The 15,298-nt window shown below is 72.3% G+C and carries 14 protein-coding genes and 1 pseudogene; 13 read left to right on the plus strand and 2 right to left on the minus strand.

Annotated elements, in window-relative coordinates:
• Positions 1-10: 10 nt before the first annotated feature.
• The 9 genes and pseudogenes from ABIC30_RS07760 (at position 11) to ABIC30_RS07800 (ending at position 8,704) form a co-directional block, all read left to right on the plus strand.
• Positions 11-433 (plus strand): response regulator transcription factor, encoded by a 423-nt coding sequence (locus tag ABIC30_RS07760; RefSeq protein WP_234083169.1) that lies wholly within the window; start codon positions 11-13, stop codon positions 431-433.
• A gap of 249 nt (positions 434-682) precedes the next feature.
• Positions 683-1,792 (plus strand): annotated as a pseudogene (puuE, locus tag ABIC30_RS07765) (allantoinase PuuE); the annotation flags it as partial.
• 232 nt (positions 1,793-2,024) lie between these two features.
• Positions 2,025-3,521, plus strand: a complete 1,497-nt coding sequence (locus tag ABIC30_RS07770; RefSeq protein ID WP_020094451.1) for an NCS1 family nucleobase:cation symporter-1 — start codon at positions 2,025-2,027, stop codon at positions 3,519-3,521.
• Positions 3,522-3,698: 177 nt separating this feature from the next.
• Positions 3,699-4,436: an aspartate/glutamate racemase family protein gene (locus ABIC30_RS07775; protein WP_020094450.1), complete on the plus strand. Its 738-nt coding sequence runs from the start codon at positions 3,699-3,701 to the stop codon at positions 4,434-4,436.
• A 99-nt stretch (positions 4,437-4,535) separates the two neighbouring features.
• Entirely contained in the window at positions 4,536-5,903 is a 1,368-nt protein-coding gene (locus ABIC30_RS07780; RefSeq protein ID WP_354454602.1) for an MFS transporter, read from the plus strand.
• A gap of 25 nt (positions 5,904-5,928) precedes the next feature.
• Positions 5,929-6,483, plus strand: coding sequence for a hydroxyisourate hydrolase (uraH, locus tag ABIC30_RS07785; RefSeq protein WP_020094448.1), 555 nt, complete (start codon positions 5,929-5,931; stop codon positions 6,481-6,483).
• A gap of 35 nt (positions 6,484-6,518) precedes the next feature.
• Entirely contained in the window at positions 6,519-6,872 is a 354-nt protein-coding gene (gene uraH / locus ABIC30_RS07790; RefSeq protein WP_020094447.1) for a hydroxyisourate hydrolase, read from the plus strand.
• Positions 6,873-6,877: 5 nt separating this feature from the next.
• Positions 6,878-7,390 carry a 2-oxo-4-hydroxy-4-carboxy-5-ureidoimidazoline decarboxylase gene (gene uraD / locus ABIC30_RS07795; RefSeq protein ID WP_020094446.1) on the plus strand — a complete coding sequence of 171 codons (513 nt, stop codon included), beginning with the start codon at positions 6,878-6,880 and terminating at the stop codon, positions 7,388-7,390.
• Between the two features lie 93 nt (positions 7,391-7,483).
• On the plus strand, positions 7,484-8,704 hold the full coding sequence (locus ABIC30_RS07800; protein ID WP_354454606.1) for an FAD binding domain-containing protein: 1,221 nt from the start codon (positions 7,484-7,486) through the stop codon (positions 8,702-8,704).
• Here ABIC30_RS07800 and ABIC30_RS07805 read toward each other — a convergent pair.
• Positions 8,701-9,129 carry a cupin domain-containing protein gene (locus ABIC30_RS07805; protein WP_100251671.1) on the minus strand — a complete coding sequence of 143 codons (429 nt, stop codon included), beginning with the start codon at positions 9,127-9,129 and terminating at the stop codon, positions 8,701-8,703. The genes ABIC30_RS07800 and ABIC30_RS07805 overlap by 4 nt on opposite strands.
• Positions 9,130-9,252: 123 nt before the next feature.
• The gene (locus tag ABIC30_RS07810) at positions 9,253-9,909 is read right to left on the minus strand and encodes a TetR/AcrR family transcriptional regulator (RefSeq protein ID WP_244540058.1); all 657 of its coding nucleotides are present in this window, start codon (positions 9,907-9,909) and stop codon (positions 9,253-9,255) included.
• 134 nt (positions 9,910-10,043) lie between these two features.
• On the opposite strand from ABIC30_RS07810, the gene ABIC30_RS07815 reads away from it, so the two are divergent.
• From ABIC30_RS07815 to ABIC30_RS07830, 4 genes are all read left to right on the plus strand, one after another.
• Positions 10,044-10,928: an FAD binding domain-containing protein gene (locus tag ABIC30_RS07815; RefSeq protein WP_020094442.1), complete on the plus strand. Its 885-nt coding sequence runs from the start codon at positions 10,044-10,046 to the stop codon at positions 10,926-10,928.
• A complete protein-coding gene (locus ABIC30_RS07820) occupies positions 10,918-11,457 on the plus strand; it encodes a (2Fe-2S)-binding protein (protein ID WP_020094441.1) in 540 nt (179 codons plus the stop codon). Before ABIC30_RS07815 ends, ABIC30_RS07820 begins: the two co-directional genes overlap by 11 nt.
• Complete coding sequence (locus ABIC30_RS07825; RefSeq protein ID WP_020094440.1) at positions 11,454-13,838, plus strand: xanthine dehydrogenase family protein molybdopterin-binding subunit; 2,385 nt, start codon at positions 11,454-11,456, stop codon at positions 13,836-13,838. Before ABIC30_RS07820 ends, ABIC30_RS07825 begins: the two co-directional genes overlap by 4 nt.
• Positions 13,839-14,044: 206 nt before the next feature.
• Positions 14,045-15,292, plus strand: coding sequence for an ABC transporter substrate-binding protein (locus ABIC30_RS07830; RefSeq protein WP_020094439.1), 1,248 nt, complete (start codon positions 14,045-14,047; stop codon positions 15,290-15,292).
• Positions 15,293-15,298: the final 6 nt, after the last annotated feature.

Genomic DNA, 15,298 nt, shown 5'->3' on the forward strand with positions numbered 1-15,298 from the left:
TCTCGGCACCATGACCTCACTGGACGCCACGCTCCCGGCGAACGCCACGCTGTCCGCCGCGTCGAGCCTCATCTACGTCGTGGACGATGACCCGGCCATCCTGCACTCGACCCGCTTCCTCTTGGAGAGCGCGGGCCACCGGGTGGAGACCTTCGCCGACGGACGCGCGCTGCTGGCCGCCTTCCCCGGCCCGCACCCGACCTTCGTCCTGCTGGACCACGTCATGCCGGGGATGGACGGGCTCGCGGTGTGGGGCCGGCTGCGGGACCTCGCTGCCGGCGTGCCCGTGATCCTGATCACCGGCCACCCCGATCCGGGCATCCGGAGCCGCGCCCGCGCCGCCGGCATACCCCTGGTCGAGAAGCCGCTGGCGTTCGACGCCCTGATGGGCATGCTCGCCGCCGGCCCGATCCCCGCCAGCCGCACCCGTTAGGGTCCGCGGTGCCCGCCCGGGACGCCCGACCGTCGGCCCGCCGACGCGGCGGCGCGTGAGGTCGTCGACCCGGCACGGGCAGGCTCCGCCGGATCGACGACAGGCCGGTGGCGATCCGCCCGACGGCGCTCCGGCACTCAGATCAATGATCGCGCCATCTAAACGTGCAACCTATCAATCAAGCCGAACAAGATATTGGACCAACGGTCGGGCGTGCGTCTATCTCGCGTCGGAACGAGGGATCACGCCATGTTCGACCTCGACCAGGACTATCCCCGCGACATGGTCGGATACGGCCGGCATCGACCGGACCCGGCCTGGCCCGGGGGCAAGCGCGTCGCCGTTCAGTGCGTCATCAACTACGAGGAGGGCGGCGAGAACTGCATCCTCCACGGTGACGCGGCGTCCGAGGCCTTCCTCTCCGAGATCGTCGGGGCCCTGCCCTGGCCGGGGAAGCGCCACGCCAACATGGAGTCGATCTACGAGTACGGCGCCCGCGCCGGCTTCTGGCGCCTCTGGCGCGCGTTCACGCGCCGCAACCTCCCGGTCACGGTCTTCGGCGTCGCCTCGGCGATGCAGCGCAACCCCGAGGCCGTCGCCGCGATGGTCGAGTCCGGCTGGGAGATCGCCAGCCACGGCCTGCGCTGGATCGACTACCGCGACCACAGCCCGGAGGCCGAGCGCGCCGATATCGATGCCGCCGTCGCGCTGCAGGCATCGCTGACGGGCAGCAGGCCCCTCGGCCTGTACCAGGGACGCACCTCCGCGAACACGCTCGCCATCGGCGCCGCCGAGGGCGGGTTCCTGTACCTCGCCGATTCCTACGCCGACGACCTGCCCTACTGGCTGCGGATCGGGGGACGTCAGCAGCTCGTCGTCCCCTACACCCTCGACGCCAACGACATGCGGTTCGCCACCGCCCAGGGCTTCAACAACGGCGACCAGTTCTTCGGCTACCTCAAGGACACGTTCGACGTCCTGTACCGCGAGGGCGAGGCGGGACGGGGCGGCATCATGTCGGTGGGGCTGCACTGCCGCCTGGTCGGGCGTCCGGGGCGGATGGCCGCGCTGGAGCGGTTCCTCGACTACGTGGGCGATCACCCCGACGCCTGGGTGACCACGCGGCTGGACATCGCCCGTCACTGGATCGCGGCCCACCCGCCGCGCGGCGGCTACCGGCCGACCTGCATGGGCCGCGCCCTGTTCGGCGCGGTCTTCGGCCCGGTCTGCGCCGGGCTGGCCGACGCGTCGCCCGCGGCGGGCGTGGCGATGGCGGAGCGGGTCCACGCGGCCGGACTCCCCGCGGAGGCGGACGACCCGTCCGGCCTGGCCCGGCTCCTCGCGGAGGCCGCGGGCGCCCCGGCCGACGCGGGCGGCCTCCGGACCCGCCTCGCGGCGGTGGTCGCGGGATAGACAAGTCGACGTCGCGACCGGGACTGGGAGGTCCGAATTCGGTCGTGATCTGTATTCAGGTCGTGTTTTTAGAAGTCAGGAGACGGAGAGTTCCAGGTTTTGCATGGCGGTCCCAGCGGGTCGTCAGCGTCACGGAAAAAGCCCGGCAACAGGGCTGCGCCAGTCAGGGAGAAACGCCATGTACGCACAGGTTGAGGCCGCCGGCATCAGCACGGCCGTGTCGGACGAACGGGAAGCCGTCGTCATCAAGCCGAGCTACGATCCGGATCTCGTGAACAAGGATCTGGCCCCGCTGCGCAAGCAGACCTGGGGCACCTACAACATCTTCGCCTTCTGGATGTCTGACGTCCACAGCGTCGGCGGATACGTGACCGCCGGCTCCCTGTTCTCGCTGGGCCTCGTGAGCTGGCAGGTGCTGATCGCCCTGCTCGTCGGCATCGTGATCGTCCAGATCTTCTGCAACCTCGTCGCCAAGCCGAGCCAGCAGACCGGCACGCCCTATCCGGTGATCTGCCGCGCCTCCTTCGGGGTCAAGGGCGCCAACATCCCGGCGATCATCCGCGGGCTGATCGCGGTCGCGTGGTACGGCATCCAGACCTACCTCGCCTCGGCGGCGCTGACGGTGGTGGCGCTCCGCTTCTACCCCGAACTCGCCGTCTACGCCGACGTCAAGCAGTACGGCTTCGCCGGCCTGTCGGGTCTGGGCTGGGCCGCCTTCATGACGCTCTGGGTCCTGCAGGCGCTGGTCTTCTGGCGCGGCATGGAGGCGATCCGCGTGTTCATCGACTGGGCGGGGCCGGCGGTCTACGTGGTGATGATCGCGCTCGCCGCGTACCTCGTCGCCAAGGCCGGGATCGGCGAGATCGGGCTGACCCTGGGCACCGTGAAGTATACCGGCTGGGACGCCCTGCCGGTGATGATCAATGCCGTCGCCCTCGTGGTCTCCTACTTCTCCGGGCCGATGCTGAACTTCGGCGACTTCTCGCGCTACGGCGCGAGCTTCGAGGCGGTGAGGAAGGGTAATTTCTGGGGTCTCCCGGTGAACTTCCTCGGGTTCTCGCTCCTGACGGTCGTCACCGCCTCGGCGACGGTTCCGGTCTTCGGCCACCTGATCACCGACCCGGTGGAGACGGTGAGCCGCATCGACAGCACCTTCGCGGTCGTGCTCGGCGCCTTCACCTTCATGACCGCGACCATCGGGATCAACATCGTCGCGAACTTCGTCTCGCCCGCGTTCGACTTCTCGAACGTGTCGCCGCGGCGGATCTCGTGGCGCATGGGCGGGATGATCGCGGCCGTCGGCTCGATCTTCATCACGCCCTGGAATCTCTACAACAATCCCGCGGTGATCCACTACACGCTCGACGTCCTCGGCGCGTTCATCGGCCCGCTGTTCGGGATCCTGATCGCCGACTTCTACTTCGTGAAGAAGCAGAAGGTGGTCCTCGACGACCTCTACACGATGAGCCCCGCCGGGACGTACTGGTACAGTGGCGGATACAACCGCGCCGCGGTGACCGCCATGATCCCCTCGGCCCTCATCCCCGTGCTCTGCGTGATCCTGCCGGGCCTGGAGGGCGTGGCGAACTTCACGTGGTTCATCGGGTGCGCCCTGGGCTTCGCGATCTACACCGCCCTCATGCGCCGCCCCGCGGGCGCGGCCCGTCCTGCCTGAGGCCGTCCTGCCTGAGGCCGTCCGGACCTGGACCCGCTCCGGTCCGGATCGGAGACACGAACGGCCCGGCGGCGCGGCCTGACCCGCGCCGCCGGGCCCCCGACCTCCCCATCCCCGGCCGGCTGCGTGCGGGCCTCTGCCCGGCCATCCGGCCGGCTCCCGCCACCCGAGGGCGCCATGCGGATCCTGCTGCTCAATCCGAACACCAGCACGTCTGTGACCGACCTCCTGGCCGGGCAGGTCGGGACGATGGCGGGCGCGACTGCGACCTTCGTCCCGGCCACGGCGCGGTTCGGCGCCGCCTACATCGCCAGCCGGGCGGCCCTGGCCATCGCCGGCCACGCCGCCCTCGACGCCTTCGCGGAGCACGGCCGGGACTGCGACGCGGTCTTCCTCGCCTGCTTCGGCGATCCCGGGCTGCTGGCCCTGCGCGAGGTCTCACCGGTCCCGGTGGTGGGGATGCTCGAAGCGTCGTGCCGCGAGGCCCAGCGGGTCGCCGGGCGCTACGCCATCGTGACCGGCGGGGCCCTGTGGAAGCCCATGCTCCGCGAGTGCGTCGCGAGCCTCGGCGTCGGTGACGGCCTCGCGGGCATCCGGACGATCGCGCGCACCGGCGGCGAGATCGCCAAGGACCCGGAGGCGGCGCTGTCCGACCTCGCGGCCGCCTGCCGGGCCTGCGCCGAGGAGGATCGCGCCGAGGCGGTGATCCTCGGCGGCGCCGCCCTGGTCGGCCTCGCGGCCCGCCTGCAGCCGCACGTGCCGGTCCCGGTCCTGTGCTCGGTCACGTCGGGGGTGAAGGCGGTCGTCGCCGCCGCGGCCGCGCCCTACCGGCGCCCGCCCGCCGTCGCCGCGGACAATGTCGGTCTCGGCCACGCCCTCGCGACGCTGCTCGCGCCGCGCGAAGCCATCGGCTGAGACGGGGCGGGCGGCCGCCGGCGCGAGACTGGCAGCCGTCCTGCATCGCTCGGAATTCCAACGCCCCGTTCCGGATGGGGCAACCTTGTGGGGCCAGCCATGACGATCCAGGCGCACCACGCGACCGACATGCCGGCCCTCGCGGCGCCCGCGCGCCTGGACGACGCCTACCGCCGGATCACGTGGCGGCTGCTGCCGTTCCTGATGGTCCTGTGGATCCTGTCCTGGATCGACCGGGTCAACATCGGCTTCGCCAAGCTGCAGATGCTGGCCGAGCTCCGGTTCAGCGAGACCGTCTACGGCATCGGCGCAGGGATCTTCTTCATCGGCTACTTCCTGTGCGAGGTGCCGAGCAACCTGCTGCTGGAGCATATCGGCGCCCGCAAGACGATCGCGCGGATCACCCTGCTGTGGGGGCTCTGCTGCGTGGCGATGATGTTCGTCACCACGCCGGCGTTCTTCTACGTCCTGCGCTTCCTGCTCGGCGTCTTCGAGGCCGGATTCTATCCCGGCGTCATTTTGTACCTGACCTACTGGTATCCGAGCGAGCGCCGGGCGAAGGTGTTCGGGCTGTTCATGTCCGCCTCGGCGCTGGCCGGCGTCATCGGGGGGCCGCTCGCGGGCGCGATCATGTCGGGGATGCAAGGCGTCAACGGCTGGTCCGGCTGGCAGTGGGTGTTCCTGCTCGAGGGCATCCCGTCGATCCTGGCCGGGATCGTCACGCTGTTCTACCTCACGGACCGGCCCGCCAAGGCCGGCTGGCTGACGGCGGAGCAGAAGGCGCTGGTCGAGGCCGACCTCGCGCGCGACGCCGCGGCCCTCGGCCACCGCGAGCACCGCATCCTCGCCTCGCTGAAGGACGCGCGCGTCTGGCAGTGCATCGCGATCTTCTTCTGCATCGTCACGGCGAACTCGGCCCTGACCTTCTTCGGCCCGAGCGTGGTGCGCGACGCCGGCTTCACCGACCCGCTGACGGTCGGCTGGATCATGTCGGCGGCCTATCTCTGCGGCGGCGCCGGGATGATCCTGAACGGCCGCCACTCGGACCGGACCGGCGAGGCGCGGCTGCATTGCGGGGTCCCGGCCTTCATCGGGGCACTGGCCATCGCGCTCACCGGCGTCTTCATCGCGGGCGCGCCGGTCCTCGCGCTGCTCATGCTCGGGGTGGCGATCGTCGGCACGATGAGCGCGATCCCGGTCTTCTGGCAGATCCCCGGCCGCTTCCTGGCCGGGTCGGCGGCCGCGGCCGGCATCGCGCTCATCAACTCGGTGGCCAACCTCGCGGGCTTCGGAGCGCCGGCGGCGATGGGTTACCTGCGCGAGCAGACCGGCTCGGTCGCGACCGGCCTCTGGCTGGTCGCCGCCGTCGAGGCCGCGGCGCTCGTCCTGATCCTGGCCTTCGTCCCGCCGGCGACGCCGGAGATGGGTCGGCGCGCCCGGGCCCGCGCGGCGCACGAGCCGGCGTGAACCGCTGCACGAGAGGGAGGCTTTCTTGGAACACGGACCCGAACGACACGCTCTGACGCGGCGCGGCCTCGTCGCGACGGGGCTCGGCGCCGCCGCCGCGGTCTCCGCGGGCCCGGCGCTGGCGCAGGGCATGCCCGCTCCGGCGGCGGCTCCGGCCAATGCTCCGGCCGGTTCCCCGACCAAGCCCGGCACGCTGAACACCGCGCCCGTGTCGCAGGCCGGCCTCTCGCCGCGGCTGACCCTGCACGCCATCGACAATTTCCACGGCACGCCCGGTGCCGGGATGGTCTGCGACCTCGCGATGCACGACGGCACCGGCTACCGGCCGATCCGGACGGTCACCACCGCGCCGAACGGCCGGACCGCCGAGCCGCTCCTGGTCGACGAGGCCTTCAAGGCGGGCCGCTACGAGCTGGTGCTGCACCTCGAGGCGTATTTCGCGAACCTGGGCGTGAAGCTCCCGACCCCGAACTTCCTCGGCCTCGTGCCGATCCGGTTCCGGATCCGCGACGCGAGCCAGCGCCACCACCTGCCGGTGCTGTTCACGCCCTGGGGCTATTCCTACTACCGCGGCAGCTGACCCGTCCGATCCCCGACGCGACAAGGAGACCCGGCATGGCGGGCATCACCACACACGTCCTCGACACCGATCGCGGCCGCCCCGTCGCGGGGGTCCGGATCGACTTCTCCGTCCTCGAGAACGGCCAGTGGCGGCTCGTGAAGAGCGTCGTCACCAACGCCGACGGCCGGACCGACGCGCCGATCCTCCCGGCCGACAAGGCCGAGACCGGCCAGTATCAGCTGGAATTCTTCGTCGACCCGTATTTCCAGGGCCGGGCCGGCACGGCGGAGGCCGACATCTTCATCGACAACCCGGTCGTGCGGTTCACCGTCTTCGACGCCAAGCAGCATTACCACGTGCCGATGCTGTGCGCCCCGTCGAGCTTCACCACCTATCGCGGAAGCTGAGCGGCATGATCGACCTCGACCGCCTCAACGCCCTCGAGCGCGACGCCTTCGTCGCGTATCTCGGCGGCGTCTTCGAGCACGCGCCCTGGGTCGCCCGAGCCGCCCACGGCGCGGCGCCCTTCGCCGACCTCGACGCTCTCCACGGGGCGATGATGGCGGCCGTGCGCGCGGCGCCGCCGGACGTGCGCCTGGCCTTCCTCAACGGCCATCCCGAACTCGCCGGCCCGGAAGCCCGGGCCCGGGCGATGACCGCCGATTCCGCGCAGGAGCAGGGCAGCGCCGGCCTCGACCGGCTGACGGAGGCGGACGCCGCGGCCTTCGACCGGCTGAACGCCGCCTACCGGCACCGGTTCGGCTTCCCGTTCATCGTCGCCGTGCGCGGCCGGGACCTGCGCGAGATCCGCGCGCTGTTCGAGGAGCGCCTCGCGCGCGCGGTCGCGGACGAGGAGGCGACGGCCCTGGAGGAGATCGGCGCGATCACCCGGATGCGGCTCGACCGGCTGGTGCGGCCGGTCTAGCGCGGCGCCCCGCGGCGATTTCGATCTTGGCCGGCCGGCCGGGCGCGTCCATGCTGGGCGCGGTCGGGACCGCCGTCCCGGTTCGAGGGCTGCATGAAGCGACTGGACGTGGCCGTCATCGGCGGCTCGATCGCCGGACTGACCACGGCGTGCCTGCTCGCGCGGAGCGGCCACGCCGTCACGGTGTTCGAGCGGTCGGCGGCCGCGCTCACGGGCCGCGGGGCGGGGATCGTCACGCATCCCGGCCTCCGGGCGGTGCTGGCGCGCTGCGGTGCTCCGGCCGGGGCGGGCGATCTCGGCGTCACCGTCGAGGGCCGCCGGGTCCTCGACCGGGACGGGACCGTGATCGCGGAGCGGAGCCTGCCGCAGGTGCTGGCGAGCTGGGGACGGCTCTACGGCCTGCTCCTGGACGCCGCGCCCCCGGACAGCGTCCGCTACGGCGCGGCGCTCGCCGCGGTCGAATCCGACGGCGCGCGCGTCGTCGCCTTCTTCGAGGACGGCCGCCGGATCTCCGCGGATCTCCTCGTCGGCGCCGACGGGCAGTTCTCGACGGTGCGGGCCCGGTTCCTGAGCGGTGTCGCGCCGCGCTACGCCGGCTACGTGGCGTGGCGCGCCGTCGTCGACGCGGCGGCCCTCGCGCCGGCGACCCGGGAGGCGATCGGCGGCCATTTCGCGTTCTGCTTGCCTCCGGGCGAGCAGATCCTCGGCTATCCCGTGCCCGGGCGCGCGGACGGGGCCGCCGGGCTGTGCTTCAACGCGGTCTGGTACAGGCCGACCGAGGAGGCCGCGCTCGCCGCGCTGCTGACCGATGCCGGCGGCGTCCGCCACGCCCTCTCCATCCCGCCGGGGCGCATCAAGGCCGCGGTGCTGGAGGCGATGCGCGCCGACGCGGCGCGGATCCTGGCGCCGCCCTTCGCCGAGGTCATGCTGCGCGCCGAGCAGCCGTTCCTGCAGGCGATCCTGGACATCGAGACGCCGACCATGATCCCGGCCCGCGGCGTCGCCCTGATCGGCGACGCCGCCTTCGTGGCCCGGCCGCATGTCGGGATGGGCGCGACCAAGGCCATGGAGGACGCCGCCGCCCTCGCGGACGCCCTGGACGCGGCCGGCAGCGACGTGGACGCGGCGCTCACGGCCTTCGAGGCGCGCCGACGCGCCTACGGCGCGGCCGTCGTGGCGCGGGGACGCGATCTCGGCGCGTACCTGCAGGCGCAGCAGCGCGGCGCGGCCGAGCGGGCGGCGGCGGAGCGGTTCCGCAGCCCCGAGGCGGTGATGGCCGGGACGGCGGTGCCGCCCGATATCCCCCGCGCTTAGGCCGCGCGGCGGGTCGCCTCCGCGCGCACGGCGGCCGGGAGCGCGAGGGGCGGGTTCGCGCTGTCCAGGAACTCGACGGTGGTGAAGATCAGCTCCGTGTCGCCGATATTGGCGAGGTCGTGGGTCATCGACTCGCCCGGCCCGAACGACAGGTGCTGGATGTCGCCCGCGCGGTAATCGACCTCCGCGACCCGCCCGTCGCCGTAATGCGAGCGGGCCCGCCCCGCCGTCACCGCGGTCCAGAAATAGTCGAGCACGTGCGTGTGGAAGCCGATCCGGTCGCCGGGCGCCAGGACGATGGTCCAGACCCGGGAGCGGTGATCCTCCGAGAGCAGCCGGGTGCCGACGCAGCCGTTGTCCCGCGCCGCCGCGTATTCCTGCGCCAAGTGGGGCGGCAGCGCCGCCGGTTCCGTTCCCTGGGTCATGGCGTTCCTCCGGCCCGCGAGGCTAACGCAGTTCCCGCGAAAGTCATCGCCGCGGCGGCCCGCTTCGGTGACGCGGGCGGGCCGGACCGGCGTCTCCCGTGATCCGGGTATCCCGGGACGGCCCTACAGCGCGTCGGACGACCGCGCCGCCGTCACCACCCGGCGGTGGGTGGCGAGCAGCCCCGGAAGCGCGGCGTCGAGCATGGCGGCCCGGACCGCGTCGCGGTCCGCCGTGCCGTCCATGCCGTAGACCCGCGAGCGCAGGCCGACGTAGACCAGCGCGCCGTGGATGCCGAACAGGAGCTCGAACTCGTCCGCGGCGAGCGGCTGAACCTCCGGGTCCGGCAGGTTCGACTCGGCGCGCATCCCGGCGAGCAGCGGCGCGAAGATGCGCGCGCGGACCATGCCGAGGTAGCGGCTCGGCAGATCGAACCCCTTGAGGCCGGCCGACACGAAGATCCGCAGCCACGCGTAGTCGTCGATCCGGCGCTGGTAGTCGATCTCGAAGCGCCGGAAGCGCTCGAGGACGGGGAGCGCGGTGTCGCGCACCGTCGCCTCCCAGCCGGGATCCCAGCGCCTGAGATAGACCTCCTCGTAGATGCGCTCGATCAGCGCCGCCTTGGTCGGGAAGTAGCGGAACAGCAGCGGCTGCGTGATGCCCAGCCGGCGGGCGAGCTCCCGGGTGTGCCCGTCGAGGCCGACCTCGGCGAAGTAGGCGACCGCGCCCTCGACGATCTGGCGCTCGCGGGCCTCCGGCGTCAGCCGCCGGCCGGTCGGCACGCGACCGTCACTGTCCGCCGGCCTGCTTGACGCCATCTCGGTTTCGCCTTCTATTGAGCGAACGATCAATAAGGGCCTCCAGCCTGTCCCATCGGGGCGGTCATGGGCAAGCCCATCGGGAGGAGGACCAGGGTTTGAAGGCGCCCGACTTCGCCTACGCGCGTCCGGCCTCGCTCGACGCGGCGCTGGCCCTGCTCGCCGAGCACGGGGAGGACGCCGTTCCTCTGGCGGGGGGCCAGAGCCTCGTCACGGCCCTCAACATGCGGCTCTCGGCGCCCGGCCTGCTGGTCGACCTCAACGCGATCCCCGAACTCACCGGCGTCTCGGAGGCCGGCGGCGAGGCCGGCGGCATTGTGCGGATCGGCGCCATGACGCGCCACCGCGACGTCGGGACCGCGGCGCTCGTGCGCGAGCGCCTGCCGCTGCTCGCCGCCGCCCTGCCGCACATCGCCCATCCGGCGATCCGCAACCGCGGCACGATCGGCGGCTCGGTGGCGCTGGCCGACCCGGCCACCGAGTGGCCCGCCTGCTGCCTCGCCGCGGGCGCCTCGATCGTGGTGCGCGGGCCCGGGGCCGAGCGGCGCGTCCCGGCGGACGATTTCTTCCAGGGCCTCTACACGACGGCCCTGGAGCCCGGCGAGATCGTCACGGCGATCGAGTTCCCGGTGCCGGGGGCCGACGCGGTCTGGGGCTTCGAGGAGTTGTCGCGCCGCCACGGCGACTACGCCCTCGTCGGCCTCGCGGCGACCGGGCGGCGGTCCGCGGGCGGCCTGTCGGACCTGCGCCTCGCCTTCTTCGGCGTGGCCGACCGGCCGGTGCTCGCCCGCGACGCCGCGGCGGCCCTGGAGGCCGGCGATCTCGCGGGCGCCCAGGCGGCGCTCGCCGGTGAGCTCGACCCGCCGGACGACCCGACGACCAAGGCCGCGACGCGGCTCCACCTCGCCCGCGTGATCCTCGGCCGCGTGGCGGCGAGGATGCGCGGCGGCAGCGCGCAGGAGGACGGTCCCGATGGCGTCTGAGAACCCCGACCGCGCGCACGCGGTCGCCTTCACGCTGAACGGCGAGGCCGTGCGGGCGCATGTCCCCGCCCGGATGCATCTCGGCGACCTGCTGCGCCAGTCCTTCGGCCTCACCGGCGTGCATCTCGGCTGCGAGCACGGCGTGTGCGGCGCCTGCACGATCCTGGTCGACGGCCGGGCGGTGCGGTCCTGCCTGATGCTCGGCGTCCAGGCCGACGGCGCCACCGTCGAGACCGTGGAGGGCCTGACCGAGAGCGGGCGCATCCGCGACCTGCAGGACGCCTTCCACGCCCGCAACGCCCTGCAATGCGGCTACTGTACCCCCGGCATGCTGGTGACGGCCGCCGAGCTTCTGGACGACGCGGACGCGGCCACCTCGCGCGAGGCGATCCGCGCGGCGATCGCGGGCAATTACTGCCGCTGCACCGGCTACCACGCCATCGTCGACGCCATCGCGTCGACCGCCGAGGCGCGCGGGCAAGGCCGCCGGGATGCCGGCAGGGATGCCGGCCTGGAGGCCGCCGAATGAGCGCGGATCCGGGCGGCCTCACCTTCCTCGACCGGCCGAACAGCTATATCGGCCGCTCCGTCCCGCGGCCGAACGCGCGGCGCCTGCTCGAGGGACGGGGCGTCTACGTGGACGACGTGGCCGTCGCCCGCCTCGGCCACGTCGCCTTCCTGCGCAGCCCCCACGCTCACGCCCGCATCGTCGCCCTGGACACCGCGGACGCGAAGGCGATGCCCGGCGTGATCGCCGTGGTGACGGGGCCCGAACTGGCGGCCGTGTGCACGCCGTGGGTCGGCGTGCTCGGCCACTTCAAGGGCCTGCGCTCGGCGCCCCAGCACGCCCTGGCCCTCGACCGGGTGACCTGGGTCGGCGAGCCGTTCTGCGCGGTCGTCGCGCACGGCCGGGCCGAGGCCGAGGACGCGCTCGCGGCGATCACGGTCGAGTTCGACCCGCTCCCCGCCGTCGTCGACATGGAGACGGCGCTCGATCCCGCGACGCCCGCGATCCACGCCGAGCTCGGCGACAACCTCGCCTTCGAGCGCGTCCTCAACGTCGGCGACGTCGACGCGGCCTTCCGCGACGCGGCTCTGGTGGTCGAGGAGACCTTCCAGTTCGGCCGGCACACGGGCGTGTGCCTGGAGCCGCGGGCGATCCTGGCCGACTGGGCGGCGGCGGACGGGATGCTCACCGTCCACCACTCCTTCCAGGCGCCGCACATGATGCAGGACATCCTGTGCAAGCACCTCGCCCTCCCCGAGGGGGCGGTGCGGGTGATCTGCAAGGATGTCGGCGGGTCCTTCGGGATCAAGGTCCACATCTACCCCGACGAGATGGCGACCTGCGCGCTGGCGCTGATGCTCAAGCGCCCGGTCAAGTTCGTCGCCGACCGGCTGGAGAGCTTCCAGAGCGACATCCATGCCCGCGACCACCGGGTCACCGCCCGGATGGCCTTCTCGGCCGAGGGCGACATCCTCGCCCTCGACATGGACGACCTCACGGGCATCGGGCCCTACTCGGTCTACCCGCGCACCAGCGCGGTCGAGGCCAACCAGGTCGTCAACCTGACCGGCGGCCCCTACCGGCACCAGCACTACCGGGCCCGCGCCCGCGTCGTGCTCCAGAACAAGGCGCCGACCTGCCAGTACCGGGCGGTGGGCCACCCGATCGCCACGATGGTCGCCGAGGGGCTCGTCGATCTCGGCGCCGCCCGGCTCGGCCTCGACCCCCTGGCCGTGCGCGAGCGCAACGTCATCCCGGACGACGCCTATCCCTGCGCGGGCGTCTCGGGGATCAAGCTGGAGAAGCTGTCCCACCAGGCGGCGCTCGCCAAGCTCAAGGCGATGATGGATTACGACGGTCTCAGGGCCGAGCAGGCGGACCTGCGCCGGCGGGGGATCCACCGGGGCATCGGGCTCGCGGCCTTCATCGAGATCACCAACCCGTCGGCGGCCTTCTACGGGGTCGGCGGCGCGCGCATCTCCTCCCAGGACGGCTGCACGATCCGGCTCGATCCGCAGGGCGGCGTCGTCGCGTCGGTCAGCGTCACCGAGCAGGGCCAGGGCACCGAGGGCATCATCGCGCAGATCGTGGCCACCGCCACGGGCGTGCCGATGGACAAGGTCCGGGTGATCTCCGGCGACACGCAGGCGACGCCCTACGGCGGCGGGACCTGGGCCTCGCGCGGGGCCGGCATCGGCGGCGAGGCCGCGTGGCAGGCCGGCAAGGCGCTGCGCGGCAACGTCCTGGTGGTGGCGGGCGCGATCCTGCAGGCCGATCCGGAAAGCCTCGACGTCCGCGACGGCGCCGTGGTGGACGCAGGCACCGGGACCGAGCGCATGCCGCTCGCGGAGCTCGGCCGCATCGTCTACTTCCGCCCCGACACGCTGCCGCCGGGGGTGCAGCCCGAATTCGTGGCGACCCGGCACTACGTGCCCAAGGACTACCCCTTCGCCTTCACCAACGGCGTGCAGGCCTCCTACGTCGAGGTCGACACCGAGACGGGCTTCGTGCGGCTGCTCAAGCACTGGTGCGTCGAGGATTGCGGCACCGTGCTCAACCCGCTCCTGGTCGACGAGCAGATCCGCGGCGGCATCGTCCAGGGGATCGGCGGGGCCCTGTTCGAGCACTGCCTCTACGACGGCGAGGGCCAGCTGCTGAACGGGTCGATGGCCGACTACCTCGTGCCGATGGCCGGCGAGATGCCCGATATCGCGGTCGCCCACGTGGTCTCGGCCACCGCGTCGTCCGAGATCGGCGCCAAGGGCGCGGGCGAGGCCGGCACCGCCGGCGCGCCGGCCGCGGTCGTCAACGCCATCAACGACGCGCTCGCGCCGCTGAACGCCCGTGTCGCGCGCCAGCCGGTGACGCCCGAGGTCGTGCTGGAGGCGCTGGGACTGATCTGAAACCGGCTGCGGGCTTCCCCGTCTTTGCGAGCGCAGCGAAGCAACCCAGGGCAGCGGGACGCTGCCGAACGTGGCGGATCCCTGGATCGCTTCGCTGCGCTCGCGAGGACGGATGACCCTTTCGGGTCAGGACACATCGACCATCACGGGGCACGGTCCGCCGAAGAGACCGGTCCCGATCAGGAAACGCCGACGGAGGGACGGGAATGGGAACGGGCTTCGACAGGCGCCGGCTGCTCCAGGGCAGCGCCGCCGCATCCGCGCTGGCGCTCGCCGCCCCGGCGCTCCTGCGCTCCGCGATCGCGCAAGGCGGTTCGACCGGAGGCCCGATCCGGATCGGCTTCCCGGTGCCGCTCACCGGCGCTTTCGGGGCCGAGGCGAACGACCAGGTCCGCGCCGCCCAGCTCGCCGTCAAGACGTTCAACGAGGCCGGCGGCTTCCAGGGCCGCACGGCCGAGCTCCTCGTGCGCGACGACAAGCTCAACCCCGGCGAGGCGGCGACCCGGACCCTCGAATTGATCGAGAAGGACAAGGTCAACTTCCTGGTCGGCGGCCTCTCGGCGGCCGTGACCCTGTCGATCAACAACGTCGCCCGCGAGCGCGGCGTGATCTACAACTCGATCAGCCAGTCCGACGCGATCAACGAGGCCAAGGATTTCGGCCGCACGACCTTCCACGAGGCCCTGAACCCGCACATGACCGCGGGCGCGGTCGGCCGCTACGTCTTCCCGAAATCGGGCAAGCGCGTCGCCTTCCTCAGCGCGGACTACGCGTACGGCCACGAGATGATGCGCGGGTTCAAGCGCGCCGGCGAGGCCTCGGGCATCGAGGTCGTGGCCGACATCCGCCACCCGATCGGCGCCTCCGACTACTCGGCCTTCCTGCCCCGGATCGCCGCGCTCAAGCCCGACGTGCTCTGCCTGTGCAATTTCGGCCGGGACCAGGTCGTCTCGATCCAGCAGGCGACCGAGTTCGGCCTGAAGCGCACCACCAAGCTCGTCGCGCCGGTCCTGCTCTTCACCGCCCGCAAGGCCGGCGGCGACGCCTTCGACGGCGTGATCGGCGGCACCTCCTACTACTGGCGCCTGGAGGACAGCGTGCCCTCCGCCAAGGCGTTCAACGACCGGTTCCGCGCCGCCTACAACGGCGCCGTCCCGTCGGATTACGGGGCGCTGGGCTATGCCGGCATCCGCTCGGTGCTGGAGGGCGTGAAGGCCGCCGGATCGGTCGAGACCGACAAGGTCGTGGCCGCCATGGAGGCCCTGAAGGCCGACTTCTACAAGGGTCCGCAGAGCTTCCGGAAATGCGACCACCAGTCGGTGCAGTCGGTCCTGATCGTCGAGGCGAAGTCGAAGGACATGAAGACGCCGGACGACGTCTTCACGATCCTCGGCACGGAGGGGCCCGACGAGCGCTTCCTGCGCGGCTGCGACGAACTCGGGCACAAGGCGTGAGGCGCC

Source organism: Methylobacterium sp. 1030 (assembly GCF_040544715.1).
GTDB lineage: Bacteria > Pseudomonadota > Alphaproteobacteria > Rhizobiales > Beijerinckiaceae > Methylobacterium.